This window comes from uncultured Psychromonas sp., from assembly GCF_947489755.1.
Classification (GTDB): domain Bacteria; phylum Pseudomonadota; class Gammaproteobacteria; order Enterobacterales; family Psychromonadaceae; genus Psychromonas.
In genome coordinates this window covers 1-13,851 of sequence record NZ_CANLFB010000004.1, presented here as the reverse complement: position 1 = coordinate 13,851, position 13,851 = coordinate 1, and the positions used below count along the sequence as shown (strand labels likewise).

Below are 13,851 nucleotides of genomic sequence, written 5' to 3'. Positions count from 1 at the left end.
GTAGATTTAATAAATAAAGGTAAATACAGATTATGACTCCTGCGATTAAAGTAGCTGAAAAGCATAAAATCACATTTGAGGTTCACCAGTATAAACATGATAAAAAGCATGCTTCTTACGGTTTAGAAGCGGCTGAAAAAATGAATGTTGATGCACAGCAAGTGTTTAAAACCTTAGTAGTAGACGTCGACAAACAACTGGTCGTTGCGGTTTTACCTGTCACTCAGCAGTTAAATTTAAAAGCAGTCGCGACTGCCTTGAAAGGTAAAAAAGGACAGATGGCAGATAAAAACGATGTACTCCGTTCTTCTGGCTACGTGTTAGGCGGTGTTAGCCCATTAGGACAGAAAAAGCAGTTAACGACCTTGATTGATGTGACAGCCACTGAACATCAAACTATTTATGTCAGTGCAGGTAAAAGAGGATTAGAGATTCAATTAGCCGCAAAGGATCTGGCCTCAATATTGTCGGCTAATTTTGTATCATTAACGTAACCATTAACATAACCATTAAACGTTTCTTTACTTGAATGTAAGGCATGTGATTTTTACGTTTTTGATTTTTATCATACAAAGAATGACTTTCTATTAAATAGATCAGATCTTCTAAATCACTCTGTGTTAGCATCGCGCTGAAAATTTCTAGTCCTTAATTTAAACCACTTTTAAACTGTTAATGAGATTGTAAATGGAACACTTTTTTACCCTGTATTTAAAACTATTCTTTATGATGACGCCTTTTTTTGTGTTGTCTGTTTTCTTGATTTTAGGCAAAAAACTAAGCTCATCTGAAAAGAAGAAGGTGATTTTAAAATTGAGCGTGACAGTGGTGATTATTAGCTTAGTGTTTCTTATTTTTGGACAGTACATTTTTAGCTTATTTGGCATAACCTTAGATGCATTTAAAATCGGTGCGGGGACGGTGTTGTTTTTAAGCGCACTAGAGATGATTAAAGGCGGTACTGAAGTACCAGAAGGGCCAGAAAATGCGATTAAACGGAGTGCTGACTTTGCGATAGTGCCGTTGGCGATTCCTGTTACTGTTGGCCCAGGCCTAATTGGTATACTAATGGTGATGGGAGCTGAATTAAATGGCGTAATGGATACAGTGATTGTTTGTTTATCATTGTTTGCTGCTGTGGCTTCAGTTGCAATTGTTTTACTGTTTTCAAGTAAAATTCAGCGTTTATTGGGGCAGCAAGGGTTAGAAGTGTTACCAAAAATAACAGGATTATTTGTATCCGCTATTGGTGCTCAAATTGTCTTTTCAGGTATTCAAGGCTTTTTTATAGAGTCGCTATTAGTTCGTTAATCGATTAAATGCGTTGTTATTAGAATGATTATTCGACTCATCATTAAACCTATCACTAGATAGAGCCTCACTAGATTAATCACTAGCGTTATCAAAAGATGCTAGTGATTAGCTGTTTTGTGATTAGCTGTTTTGTGAATGCTGTATTTTTATAAGTTATTTTTTCTTGGCACATTTAAAATTGCACTGCCTTTATTCGATTTTATGCGCTTTTTTATTGTTTATTCTTCAATAAGTCATTACTTCCTTTTACTTTGTCATGTCATCGTTAAATAAAAAATCGTTTAATTATCAAGCAATACATTCATCGTGAATAAAATGAGGTGGTTTGTTTTTGTTAAAAATTAGACATAAATTGTACGAAATAGAGACGGATCTACAAAAATAGAGCTTGCATGTCATTTTTCCTATGGACTGCCTATCGACTAACGCTATAACAGTGTCTATAATGGCGCGTCTTAAATTTCACCATAGAAATTACAAACTAATTTTTAATTAAGGTGTCATTTTTATAATGCGGTAGTCCAAGCAAATACACCTTAGTGATGAAAGTGAATAAAAAATACAACACTTTTTATCAGTAAAAACAATTTTTAACGTAAAAGATAAAGGAAATAAAATGCAAGTTTCTGTTGAATCTACACAAGGTCTAGAGCGCGTATTAACAATTACTGTTGCCGCTGAAGCATTCGATAAAGAATTTGATGGTCGTCTACGTCATCTATCTAAAACACAACGTGTTGATGGCTTCCGTCCTGGTAAAGTACCTGCATCAGTTATCGCTAAGCGTTTTGGTGCTGCTGTTGAGCAAGAAGTTGGCGGCGAACTAATGCAACGCAACTTTTACGAAGCAATCGTAGCTGAAAAATTAAACCCAGCTGGCGCACCTGCTGTTGCACCTCTTGCTCGCAAGAAAGGTGAAGATTTCGTTTTCACTGCAACATTTGAAGTTTACCCAGAAGTTGCATTAACAGCATTAGATTCATTAGCAGTAGAAACAACTGCAACAGTTATTGAAGATGCTGACTTAGATAACATGTTAGTGACACTTCAAAAGCAACACGCTGAATGGAACGACGTTGAACGTAACTCTCAAAATGATGACCAAGTAACGGTTGATTTTGAAGGTTCTATCGACGGTGAAGTTTTCGAAGGCGGTAAAGCTGAAGGTTTCCAAATCGTACTAGGTAGTGAGCGTATGATTCCTGGTTTTGAAACAGGTATTGTTGGTAAAAAAGCAGGTGAAGAGTTCAACATCGATGTAACTTTCCCTGAAGATTACCATGCAGAAGAATTGAAAGGTAAAGTTGCACAGTTTAAAATCAACTTAACAAAAGTTGAAGAGCAAATCTTACCTGAGTTAACTGAAGAATTTGTTAAAAAATTCGGCGTTGAAAGCGGTGATTTAGAAGCGCTTAAAGAAGACGTTAAGAAAAACATGCAACGTGAACTTGATCAAGTATTAAAAAATACTGCTAAAGACAACGTATTAACTGCATTAGTTGAAAATAACGAAATCGAAGTGCCTAAAGCATTAGTAGATGGCGAAGTAAACGTTTTACGTAAGCAAGCTATGGAACGTTACGGTAAGCAAATGGATCCAAACAACTTACCTGAACTACCTGCTGAATTATTTACTGAACAAGCTGAAAAGCGCGTTAAAGTAGGTCTTCTATTAGGTGAAGTGATCAAAGTTAACGAATTAAAAGTTGACGAAGATAAAGTAACTTCATTAATTGAAAATGCAGCTTCTGCTTACGAAAACCCTGCTGAAGTTGTTGAGTACTACAAAAACAACAAAGAGCTAATGCAAAACATGGAAAATGTTGCATTAGAAGAGCAAGCAGTTGATTTTATCATTGAAAAAGCTAAAGTAACTGAAGTGAAGAAATCTTTCGACGAAGTGATGAATAAACCTGCTGCTTAATAGTTTATTAAACTATTAATTCAATTGGTTATGCATTTTGATGGCTCGAGTGATTTCACTCGGGCCATTTTCATTTTTAGTACATATAATAAAAACAAATAATTAGGATGGAATATGACCAACCCATTTGCTGGAAATACGGAACAAATCAGTAACGCGCTTATCCCTATGGTTGTTGAACAAACAGCAAAAGGTGAGCGTTCATATGATATCTATTCTCGACTACTAAAAGAGCGTGTTATCTTTTTAACGGGTCCTGTTGAAGATCACATGGCGAATCTGATATCGGCGCAATTATTGTTCTTAGAGTCAGAAAGCACAGAAAAAGATATTTATATTTATATTAATTCTCCAGGTGGTTCAATTAGTGCTGGTATGGCAATTTACGATACTATGCAGTTTATTAAACCTGATGTAAGCACTATCTGTATGGGAATGGCGGCAAGTATGGGCGCATTCTTATTAGCAAGTGGTGCGGAAGGTAAGCGTCACGTTTTACCTAATGCTAAGGTTATGATTCACCAACCATTAGGTGGTTTCCAAGGTCAAGCGTCTGATTTTGAAATCCATGCTAAAGAAATTATTGCAACAAAACAGCGTATGAATGAATTATTAGCATTCCATACGGGTAAAGATATTGAAGTTATTGCACGTGATACAGACCGTGATAACTTTATGCGTGCTCAAGAAGCGGTTGATTACGGTATTGTCGACTCAGTATTGACGCGTAGAATATAATTAAGGATATCGATAATTATGTCGGATAAAAACAACAATGATGCTGATAACAGCCTATTGTATTGTTCGTTCTGTGGTAAAAGTCAGCATGAAGTTAAAAAGCTAATTGCAGGGCCTTCTGTCTATATTTGTAACGAGTGTGTTGATCTTTGTGATGACATCATTAAAGAAGAAATTGCAGAGCTTACAAGTACTGTTGAAACGAATAACAGCAAGAAAAAATTACCTACGCCACATGAGATTCGTGCTTCATTAGATGATTATGTTATCGGCCAAGATTTAGCGAAAAAAGTGCTATCTGTGGCTGTTTATAATCACTATAAACGTTTGAAGCATGGTGATGTTGCAGATGGTGTTGAATTAAGTAAATCTAACATTTTGTTAATTGGTCCAACGGGTAGTGGTAAAACATTACTTGCTGAAACCATGGCAAGATTATTAGATGTACCTTTCACGATGGCTGATGCAACAACACTGACTGAAGCGGGTTATGTTGGTGAAGATGTTGAAAATATCATTCAGAAACTATTACAGAAATGTGATTACGATCCTGAGAAAGCGCAACGCGGTATCATCTATATTGATGAAATCGATAAAATTACGCGTAAATCTGAGAATCCATCAATCACTCGTGATGTATCTGGTGAAGGTGTTCAACAAGCTTTACTAAAACTCATTGAAGGTACTGTTGCTTCTATTCCGCCACAAGGTGGACGTAAGCATCCAAATCAAGAGTTTATTCAAGTTGATACGTCTAAGATATTATTTATCTGTGGTGGCGCATTCTCTGGTTTAGATAGCATTATCGAGCAACGTATTGATACGGGTGCTGGTATTGGTTTCGGTGCAACGGTTAAAGATAAAGATAACAAAGAATCATTGAGTGAAACGTTCAAAAAAGTAGAACCTCAAGACTTAACCAAGTACGGTTTAATTCCTGAATTTATTGGTCGTTTACCAGTGATTGCAACATTAACTGAATTAGATGAAGAAGCATTAGTTGAAATATTAACGGCGCCTAAAAATGCCATTACTAAACAATATGCCGCTTTATTTGGCTTAGAAGATGTTGAACTTGAGTTCCGCCCAGAAGCATTAACAGCAATGGCTAAGAAAGCAATGAGTCGTAAAACCGGTGCGCGTGGTTTACGTTCTATTGTTGAAGCGGTATTACTTGATACTATGTATGACTTACCTTCTGTTGAAAATGTAAGCAAAGTAGTGGTTGATGAAAACGTTATTTTAGGTGACGCATCGCCATTATTGATTTATTCAGAAGAAGAAAATAAGCTCGTATCGTCTGATAAATAAGCAATTAACTGCTATATAATAAAAAAAGAGAGCATTATGCTCTCTTTTTTTGTTTAAATGCTTGAAAAAAAACAAAGCATCCCCAGTATTAAGCTAACTTAAAATATTTTTATCATCAGTTAAAATAATAAACTTTATAAACTGGTGATTATTGATGAATTAATTTTCAATTCTTTTCCGGAGACAATATGAAATTAGAAACAGATCAGCTGTTGACGTTACCTGTCTTACCACTTCGTGATGTTGTCGTTTATCCGCATATGGTTATTCCATTATTTGTTGGCAGAAAAAAATCAATTAGCTGCCTAGAAGCTGCGATGGAGCAGGGTAAAAAAGTATTATTAGTAGCTCAAACTGAGGCCTCTTTAGACGATCCTAAAATAGAAGATTTATACACGGTGGGTACCGTGGCTAATATTTTACAATTATTAAAGCTACCTGATGGTACAGTGAAAGTATTAGTTGAAGGTGTTCAACGTGCGAACATTATTCGCAATATAGAAAACGAAGAGTACTTCTTTTCAGAGATTGAGCTGTTAGACAGTGAAGGCGTTGATGAAAAAGAAGAAGAAGCACTTATTCGCAGTGTGCTTGGACAATTTGAATCTTATATTAAATTAAATAAAAAGATTCCACCTGAAGTGCTTGCATCAGTTAATGGTATCGATGAACCAGAACGTCTTGCGGATACCATTGCTGCACACATGCCATTAAGTTTAGAAGATAAACAAACCGCATTAGAACTGACGAATGTCACAGAGCGTTTCGAATACTTAATGGGCATGATGGAAAATGAAGAAGATATTCTAAAAGTTGAAAAGCGCATTCGTAGCCGCGTTAAGAAACAGATGGAACGCAGTCAACGTGAGTATTACCTTAACGAGCAAATGAAAGCGATTCAAAAAGAGTTAGGTGATAGCGAAGAAGGGCAAAGCGATCTTGACCAATTAGCGGATAAGATCGAAGCTGCTGGTATGTCTGAAGAAGCGAAAGAAAAAGCACTATCAGAGCTTAAGAAATTAAAAATGATGTCGCCTATGTCATCAGAAGCAAGTGTGATTCGTACTTATATTGAAAGTTTAGTCAATGTGCCTTGGAAGAAGCGTAGTCCTGTTAAGAAGAACTTAGCAAAAGCACAAGAAATATTAGACGAAGATCATTACGGTCTTGAAAAAGTGAAAGAACGTATCTTAGAGTATTTAGCCGTTCAAACGCGTATTAATAAACTAAAAGGGCCTATCTTATGTTTAGTCGGTCCTCCTGGTGTAGGTAAAACGTCTTTAGGGCAATCTATCGCGCGTTCTACTGGCCGTAAATATGTTCGTATGGCATTGGGTGGCGTTCGTGATGAAGCTGAAATTCGTGGGCATCGTCGTACTTACATTGGTTCATTACCGGGTAAATTGATTCAGAAAATGACTAAAGTTGGCGTTAAAAACCCGTTATTCCTATTAGATGAAATTGATAAAATGGCATCTGATATGCGTGGTGATCCCGCTTCTGCTTTATTAGAAGTATTAGATCCAGAACAAAATAACAGTTTTAATGACCATTATCTTGAAGTTGATTATGACTTGTCTGACGTGATGTTTGTTGCAACGTCAAACTCAATGAATATTCCTGGTCCATTATTAGACCGTATGGAAGTGATTCATTTATCGGGTTATACAGAAGATGAAAAACTTAACATTGCTAATGGCCATTTATTAAGTAAACAAATTAAGCGTAATGGTTTAAAAGAATCTGAAATATCAATTGATGACAGTGCGATTATTGGTATTGTGCGTTACTACACGCGTGAAGCTGGCGTTCGTGCTTTAGAGCGTGAGATTTCTAAAATTTGTCGTAAGGTAGTGAAAGATATCTTGCTAGACAAAAAACTGAAAAAAATTAACGTGACTATCGATAATTTAAAAGATTATTTAGGTGTACGTCGTTATGACTTTGGTAAAGCAGATTCAGCAAATCAAGTGGGTCAAGTAACAGGACTTGCTTGGACATCAGTTGGTGGTGATTTACTCACTATTGAAGCAACCTCTGTACCCGGTAAAGGTAAGTTGACTTATACGGGGTCATTGGGTGATGTAATGAAAGAGTCTATTCAAGCTGCAATGACGGTCGTACGTGCAAAAGCAGAAGAATGGCGTATTAATAGCGATTTTCATGAAAAGCGTGATATTCATGTACACGTTCCTGAAGGCGCTACACCTAAAGATGGTCCAAGTGCTGGTGCTGCGATGTGTACTGTGCTTATATCGAGCTTAACAGGCATTCCTGTGCGTGCTGATGTGGCTATGACGGGTGAAATTACATTACGTGGTGAAGTGTTACCTATTGGCGGTTTAAAAGAGAAATTATTGGCTGCTCGTCGTGGTGGTATTAAAACGGTATTAATTCCATTTGAAAATACACGTGACTTAGAGGAAATCCCTGATAACATTAAAGACCAACTCGAAATTAAACCAGTACGTTGGATAGACGAAGTATTAGAAATTGCCTTACAAGATAGTATTAAAGGTTTTTCTGTTGGAAAAACCGACAAATAGGTGATTAATCGCATACAATATGGGCTAGCTACCTAATTTTATTGAAATTTACTTGCTTGAATTTGAATACCGCAGTAGCCTAGCTCAAGTTTTTTACTATGTGCCATTCAAAATTTAAATAGCACCAATTTATTATAGACAGGGGATTTACAAATGAATAAAGGACAATTAATCGATAACATCGCAGAAAGCGCAGATATCTCTAAAGCTGCTGCTGGTCGTGCATTAGATGCATTCATCGATAGCGTAACTACTGCTTTAGTTGAAGGCGACAGCGTATCTCTAATCGGTTTTGGTGCTTTCTCAGTTAAAGAACGTGCTGCTCGTACAGGTCGTAACCCACAAACTAATGAACCGATTCAAATTGCAGCTGCTAAAGTACCTGCGTTTAAAGCTGGTAAATCATTAAAAGATGCTATCAACGTTTAATCGTTTTTTGTAGCACCGTTATGCATTAAGCGCGTCCTATGATGCGCTTTTTTGTTTTTAGTCTTAAAGAGTAAATATTATGTTAGAAAGATTACGCGAAGGCTCTCAAGGAGTCGTTGCTAAAAGTATTTTGATTGTCATCATACTTTCTTTTGCGTTAGCAGGGGTGAGTGGTTATTTAGGGACTACATCTGAAAATGCTGCGGTTACTGTTAACGGTGAAGCTATTTCACAACAAAGTGTTGAACAAGCTTATCAAAATGAAAGAGCACGCTTACAACAGCAATATGGCGAGCAATTCGATTTAATTGCATCAAGTCCTAATTTTGCACAGCAAGTTCGTTCTCAAGCAACACAAACATTGGTTACTGAACGTTTAATAGCGCAAGCCGTTGCAGAAATGGGCTTACGTGTTGGCGACGAACAAGTAAAAGATGCGATTCGTAATATGCCTGAGTTCCAAGTTGATGGTAAATTTGATAATAATTTATATCTATCATTATTACGCAATAATAATTTATCTCCATCGCAATTTAGTGAAAACTTTAAAACTGATTTAGTACGTATTCAGTTATTAGAAACATTAGTTGGCAGTGAGTTTGTATTGCCATCAGAAGTCGAGCAAGCAAGCCAATTACAAGGTCAGAAACGTGTTGCACGTATCTTGAACATAAAAAGTGATGACTTTCTTATTAGTGAAGCTGTAACGCCTGAAGAAGTTCAAGCTTTCTATGCCGATAACAGTGAGTTATATCAAGATGAAGAACAAGTTAACCTTGAGTATGTTCTACTTGATGCTGCATCATTAACCTCGGAAGTAACAGTAAGCGATGCTGATGTTCAGGCTTATTACGAACAACATGAAGGTGACTACCAACGCCAAGAACGTCGTAAAGTAGCGCATATCTTTATTAAAGGTGATTCTACTGAAGCAAAAGAAAAAGCAGAAGCTATTTTAACAGAAGTTAAAGCAGGTGCTGATTTTGCTGAACTAGCAAAAACTAAATCAGAAGATACTTTCTCAGCTAAAAATGACGGTGAGCTAGATTGGTTTGAACGTGGTGTGCTAGATCCAGCATTTGATGAAAGTGCATTTGCATTAACTTCAGAACAGCCGATTTCTGATGTTGTTAAATCTGAATTTGGTTTTCACATCATTAAATTAATTGAAGCGCAAGAAACTGAAACATTGCCTTTAAGTGATGTAAAACCACAAATTGAAGTTGCATTAAAAGCTGAAAAAACTAAAGAGCTTTATGACAACTTGTATCAACGTTTAAGTGAAGTTGCATTTGAGTCTCCGGATAGCTTAGAAGAAGCTTCTGCTGAAGTTGCTGTTGATATCCAAACGAGTGGTTTATTTTCAGTTAACGATGCGCCAGATGTGTTAAATGACAGTAAAGTGCTCAATCAAGTGTTTGATGAGAACTTCCGTAGTGAAGGCTTAAATTCTGAAGTGATTGAATTAAGTAATTCTCAAGCGATTGTTGTTCATATTAAAGAGCATAAAGAGGCAGCAACTAAACCATTAGCGGATGTTTCTGAACAAATTACATTGCAACTTGAAGAGCAAAAATCAGCAGCAGCTGCAAAACTGTTTGTTGAATCTTTAATGGATAAATTGAATGCAGGTGAGTCAATTGATAGTGAATTAGCGGACAAAGGTATCTCGTTTACATCTCCACTGACACTTGCACGTTACAGCCGTGATTACGATACACAAGTCATTCAACGTTTATTCCAATTAGCAAAACCTGATACTGATAAAGTAACACGTGATTATGTTGGGACTGCACAAGGTGATTTTGCATTGATTGAATTGTCTAAGGTTATTGAACTTGATACAAGCACAGCCAATGAGCAAACTAAAACGCAATTAACAACTATGTTAGAGCGCAGTACCTCTGAAGCAATTTATCAAGCATTGGTGACTAATCTATTAAAGAATGCTGATATCGACTATACAGCCGGTAATTAATTTAAATAGATAAGTAATAGAAATTATTAAGCGGCTCATTGAGCCGCTTTTTTTATGTTTATTTTTTGCTGTTTTTAAGCAGACTTGTTTAGATTAATTAACTAACTTAAATTGGTTTAAGTTAGTTAGTTAGTTAGTAATGTTCTGTTTCGTTTTTATTCAGTATCCCAGAATACTTTACGAAAGTGTTTGCGACACACGGACACATAGGTTTCATTGCCACCAATCTCCACTTGTGCACCTTCCTGTATCGCTTGACCATTTTCATCCATACGCAATATCATATTTGCTTTACGTCCACAGTGACAAATCGTTTTTAGTTCTACTAATTTATCGGCCCAAGCAAGTAAATATTGGCTTCCAGGGAAAAGTTCGCCTTGGAAATCGGTTTTAATGCCGTAACACAAAACTGGAATATCGAGGATATCAACTACGTAAGTTAACTGCCTAACTTGTTGCTTACTTAAGAATTGTGATTCATCAATTAAGATACAATGTTGTTTTTGTTGTTGATGAATGTTGCTAATCATTTCAGCTAGATCATCGGTGTCTGAGAAAATATGAGCATCACTTTCAATACCAATACGTGATGACACTTTACCTACACCTGAGCGATTATCAATTGCGGCTGTAAGCACAAATGTATTCATTCCGCGTTCACGATAGTTATAAGAGGATTGTAAAAGAGAGGTCGATTTACCTGCATTCATTGCTGAATAATAAAAATAGAGTTGTGCCAAAATGTGATCCTATAATCAATATCATTAATAACCCTATGTATTCATTGAAAATAATTTTTATGGATAGTAGGGCGTATAGCTTATAATAGCATTACCAAATGGCATTTTATGTTAATCCTTGCCCATAGATAGTTTTTATATCAATTTAATTTAATGGGAAGGTCTTGTTTGTAGTGGTAGAGTTTTAAACATAAGATTAATACTTAAGGAATAAGTGATGAGCAAACCTATATTATATTACGTATATGATCCTATGTGCAGCTGGTGTTGGGGATACCGAGATAGTTGGCTGAAGTTATCCGCGAAACTAGCTGAACTATCATCAGAGCTATCACCAGAACACTCACTGGAAATTCGTTATCAACTTGGCGGGTTAGCACCAGACTCTGATGTTGTGATGCCAACTGATATGCAACAAACATTACAAAATATCTGGCGTAACATCCATAATCAATTAGGGACTCAATTTAACTTTGATTTTTGGACTGAATGTAAACCACAACGTTCGACTTATCCAGCTTGTCGTGCTTGTTTGATTGCAAGAACTGAGGGTAAAGAAAAAGAAATGCTGTTTGCTATTCAGCAAGGGTATTACTTACAGGCAAAAAATCCTTCTTTAACGGATGTGTTAGCTGAGTTAGCTGAAGGGATTGGATTTGATAAAGCCTGGTTTAAACAGCAATTACATGATGATGCGGTTAATAAACAGTTGTTCGAAGAAATTAATACAAGTCGACAATTACCTATTCAAGGCTTTCCATCATTAGTGTTGTCAATTGATGGGAAAAATATTCCATTAGCATTGGAGTATTTAGATTGGCAGAAAACCTATTCTAAAATTACTGAAATGCTTCAGTCTGCCTCAAGGTAAGAACGAACAGATTAGCAATTAAATCTATAACTCAGATTTAATAAGCCTGTAGTTCAAGAATGTAGTTCAAGAATGTAAATCAGGCATGTAAATACAAAAAAGCCCAGTATGAGTCGAATCTAGATTCTTTTCATACTGGGCTTTTTAATTAACATTATTTAGTTGTGTCGTTTAGTTATACCGTTTGGTGGTATCGCTAAATAGCGGAACCTCACCAAAGAATGTCACTTATGCTGCATTTTCACGCGCTTCGATAAATTCAATAGCACGATAGATGCGTTGTACGCTGCGTTCTTTACCAATTAATGCCAGTGTGACATCTAGAGAAGGAGATTGTCCTGCGCCTGTAATAGCAACACGTAGCGGCATACCTACTTTGCCCATGCCTACTTCTAGCTCTGTCGCTGTATCTTCAATCACTTGATGTAAGTTTTCAATTGACCAATCATCAGTTGCTTGCAGTTTACTTTGCACTAAAACTAGTGCTTCTTTTGCTACTGGACGTAAATGTTTTTTCGCTGCTGTTGCATCAAATTCATCGTATTCTTCATAGAAGTAACGGCTAGAACTTGCTAACTCTACTAATGTTTTAGCGCGTTCAGCTAAAGCAGTAATGACTTCAGTTAAAGCGGGACCATTTGATGTGTCGATATTTTGTTGATCCATATGCCATTGTAAATAGCCGGCAACATATTCTGGCTCAGATGTTTTGATGTAATGATTATTTAGCCATAATAGTTTTTCAGTATTAAATGCTGATGCAGATTTACTGACATTTTCTAATTTGAATAGGTCAATCATTTCTTGCTCTGAAAATACTTCTTGGTCGCCATGTGACCAACCTAAACGTACTAAATAGTTATTCAATGCGTTTGGTAAGTAACCTTCATCACGATATTGCATTACTGAAACGGCGCCGTGACGTTTAGATAGTTTTGCACCATCATCACCCAAGATCATTGAACAATGAGCAAATGAAGGAACTGGAGCTCCTAATGCTTCGTAGATATTGATTTGACGAGGGGTATTGTTGATGTGATCTTCACCGCGTACCACATTAGTAATGCCCATATCCCAGTCATCAACAACAACACAGAAGTTGTAAGTAGGGGAGCCGTCACTACGACGGATGATAAGGTCATCTAATTGTTCGTTAGCTATTTCGATTTTTCCGCGGATCTCATCAACAAAAACAACGCTACCTTGTTTTGGGTTACGGAAACGAATTACGCAAGCTTGAGCTTCTGTTGCTGCTTCATTAACGGCAACAATTTTAGGATGGTTTGCATCGTAACGTGCCATCTCTTTGTTTGCTTCTTGCTCAGCACGAATTTCATCAAGTAACGTTTTTGGTGCGTAACATTTGTAAGCTTTATCTTCTACTAATAGCTTATCAACCATTTCATTATAACGATCGAAACGTTTAGTTTGGTAATATGGACCTTCATCCCAATCTAACCCTAACCATTTCATGCCTTCTAATATCGCATCAACGGCTTCTTGAGTAGAACGTTCGATATCGGTATCTTCAATACGTAAAACGAATTGACCACCTTTACTTTTAGCATGTAACCATGAATATAGTGCAGTACGTGCACCACCAACGTGTAAATAGCCAGTTGGGCTAGGGGCAAAACGTGTTTTAACTGTCATTAAATAGCTTCCTTATAATACGGCTTGAAGAATAGTGACCGTATTTTAACGAAACCCCATCTAATTACATTAACTATTTGTCGAGAAGCCATATTTGCTTAAGAAAAGGTAGTAAATATTAAATATTAAGCATTTATTGTTTACCCTTTGAGCAGTTAAACAAAAAACAGTAATTTTATTCAAAAATGGCTTGACTGAAAAAAGGCGATCCCTATAATACGCCCCACAAACAAGGCATTGAGTTTAATGTTTTTGTTAGTAAAGAGTAATATGGGCGATTAGCTCAGTTGGGAGAGCATCGCCCTTACAAGGCGAGGGTCACTGGTTCGAACCCAGTATCGCCCACC

At 36.7% G+C, this 13,851-nt stretch carries 11 protein-coding genes and 1 tRNA gene; 10 read left to right on the top strand and 2 right to left on the bottom strand.

The annotated features are described in order from the left end of the window. Positions 1–32: 32 nt before the first annotated feature. The 8 genes from ybaK (at position 33) to Q0794_RS03075 (ending at position 10,240) form a co-directional block, all read left to right on the top strand. On the top strand, positions 33–494 hold the full coding sequence (gene ybaK / locus Q0794_RS03110) for a Cys-tRNA(Pro) deacylase (RefSeq protein ID WP_298940059.1): 462 nt from the start codon (positions 33–35) through the stop codon (positions 492–494). Positions 495–687: 193 nt separating this feature from the next. After that, entirely contained in the window at positions 688–1,311 is a 624-nt protein-coding gene (locus Q0794_RS03105; RefSeq protein ID WP_298940057.1) for a MarC family protein, read from the top strand. A gap of 619 nt (positions 1,312–1,930) precedes the next feature. Then, entirely contained in the window at positions 1,931–3,238 is a 1,308-nt protein-coding gene (gene tig / locus Q0794_RS03100; protein ID WP_298940055.1) for a trigger factor, read from the top strand. Between the two features lie 114 nt (positions 3,239–3,352). Next, a complete protein-coding gene (gene clpP / locus Q0794_RS03095) occupies positions 3,353–3,976 on the top strand; it encodes an ATP-dependent Clp endopeptidase proteolytic subunit ClpP (RefSeq protein WP_298940054.1) in 624 nt (207 codons plus the stop codon). An 18-nt stretch (positions 3,977–3,994) separates the two neighbouring features. Further along, entirely contained in the window at positions 3,995–5,287 is a 1,293-nt protein-coding gene (gene clpX / locus Q0794_RS03090; RefSeq protein WP_298940053.1) for an ATP-dependent protease ATP-binding subunit ClpX, read from the top strand. Positions 5,288–5,475: 188 nt separating this feature from the next. After that, positions 5,476–7,833, top strand: coding sequence for an endopeptidase La (gene lon / locus Q0794_RS03085; RefSeq protein ID WP_298940051.1), 2,358 nt, complete (start codon positions 5,476–5,478; stop codon positions 7,831–7,833). A 153-nt stretch (positions 7,834–7,986) separates the two neighbouring features. Beyond that, entirely contained in the window at positions 7,987–8,262 is a 276-nt protein-coding gene (locus Q0794_RS03080; protein ID WP_025565236.1) for an HU family DNA-binding protein, read from the top strand. Between the two features lie 79 nt (positions 8,263–8,341). Beyond that, positions 8,342–10,240: a SurA N-terminal domain-containing protein gene (locus Q0794_RS03075; protein WP_298940050.1), complete on the top strand. Its 1,899-nt coding sequence runs from the start codon at positions 8,342–8,344 to the stop codon at positions 10,238–10,240. Between the two features lie 155 nt (positions 10,241–10,395). Here the strand turns inward: Q0794_RS03075 and Q0794_RS03070 are convergent, their stop codons facing one another. Continuing rightward, entirely contained in the window at positions 10,396–10,980 is a 585-nt protein-coding gene (locus Q0794_RS03070; protein ID WP_298940049.1) for a thymidine kinase, read from the bottom strand. A gap of 217 nt (positions 10,981–11,197) precedes the next feature. On the opposite strand from Q0794_RS03070, the gene Q0794_RS03065 reads away from it, so the two are divergent. Next, positions 11,198–11,851 (top strand): DsbA family protein, encoded by a 654-nt coding sequence (locus tag Q0794_RS03065; RefSeq protein WP_298940048.1) that lies wholly within the window; start codon positions 11,198–11,200, stop codon positions 11,849–11,851. Between the two features lie 228 nt (positions 11,852–12,079). On the opposite strand, the gene gltX is transcribed toward Q0794_RS03065, so the two are convergent. After that, the gene (gene gltX, locus Q0794_RS03060; RefSeq protein WP_298940046.1) at positions 12,080–13,504 is read right to left on the bottom strand and encodes a glutamate--tRNA ligase; all 1,425 of its coding nucleotides are present in this window, start codon (positions 13,502–13,504) and stop codon (positions 12,080–12,082) included. 272 nt (positions 13,505–13,776) lie between these two features. On the opposite strand from gltX, the gene Q0794_RS03055 reads away from it, so the two are divergent. Then, positions 13,777–13,849: transfer RNA gene (locus Q0794_RS03055), tRNA-Val, on the top strand. Positions 13,850–13,851: the final 2 nt, after the last annotated feature.

Excerpts from the sequence above, each read along its gene's own strand:
- clpP (WP_298940054.1), top strand. The coding sequence starts at position 3,353 with ATGACCAACCCATTTGCTGGAAATACGGAACAAATCAGTAACGCGCTT.
- Q0794_RS03065 (WP_298940048.1), top strand. The coding sequence starts at position 11,198 with ATGAGCAAACCTATATTATATTACGTATATGATCCTATGTGCAGCTGG.
- lon (WP_298940051.1), top strand. The coding sequence starts at position 5,476 with ATGAAATTAGAAACAGATCAGCTGTTGACGTTACCTGTCTTACCACTT.
- ybaK (WP_298940059.1), top strand. The coding sequence starts at position 33 with ATGACTCCTGCGATTAAAGTAGCTGAAAAGCATAAAATCACATTTGAG.
- gltX (WP_298940046.1), bottom strand. The coding sequence starts at position 13,504 with ATGACAGTTAAAACACGTTTTGCCCCTAGCCCAACTGGCTATTTACAC.
- Q0794_RS03105 (WP_298940057.1), top strand. The coding sequence starts at position 688 with ATGGAACACTTTTTTACCCTGTATTTAAAACTATTCTTTATGATGACG.
- Q0794_RS03080 (WP_025565236.1), top strand. The coding sequence starts at position 7,987 with ATGAATAAAGGACAATTAATCGATAACATCGCAGAAAGCGCAGATATC.
- tig (WP_298940055.1), top strand. The coding sequence starts at position 1,931 with ATGCAAGTTTCTGTTGAATCTACACAAGGTCTAGAGCGCGTATTAACA.
- clpX (WP_298940053.1), top strand. The coding sequence starts at position 3,995 with ATGTCGGATAAAAACAACAATGATGCTGATAACAGCCTATTGTATTGT.
- Q0794_RS03075 (WP_298940050.1), top strand. The coding sequence starts at position 8,342 with ATGTTAGAAAGATTACGCGAAGGCTCTCAAGGAGTCGTTGCTAAAAGT.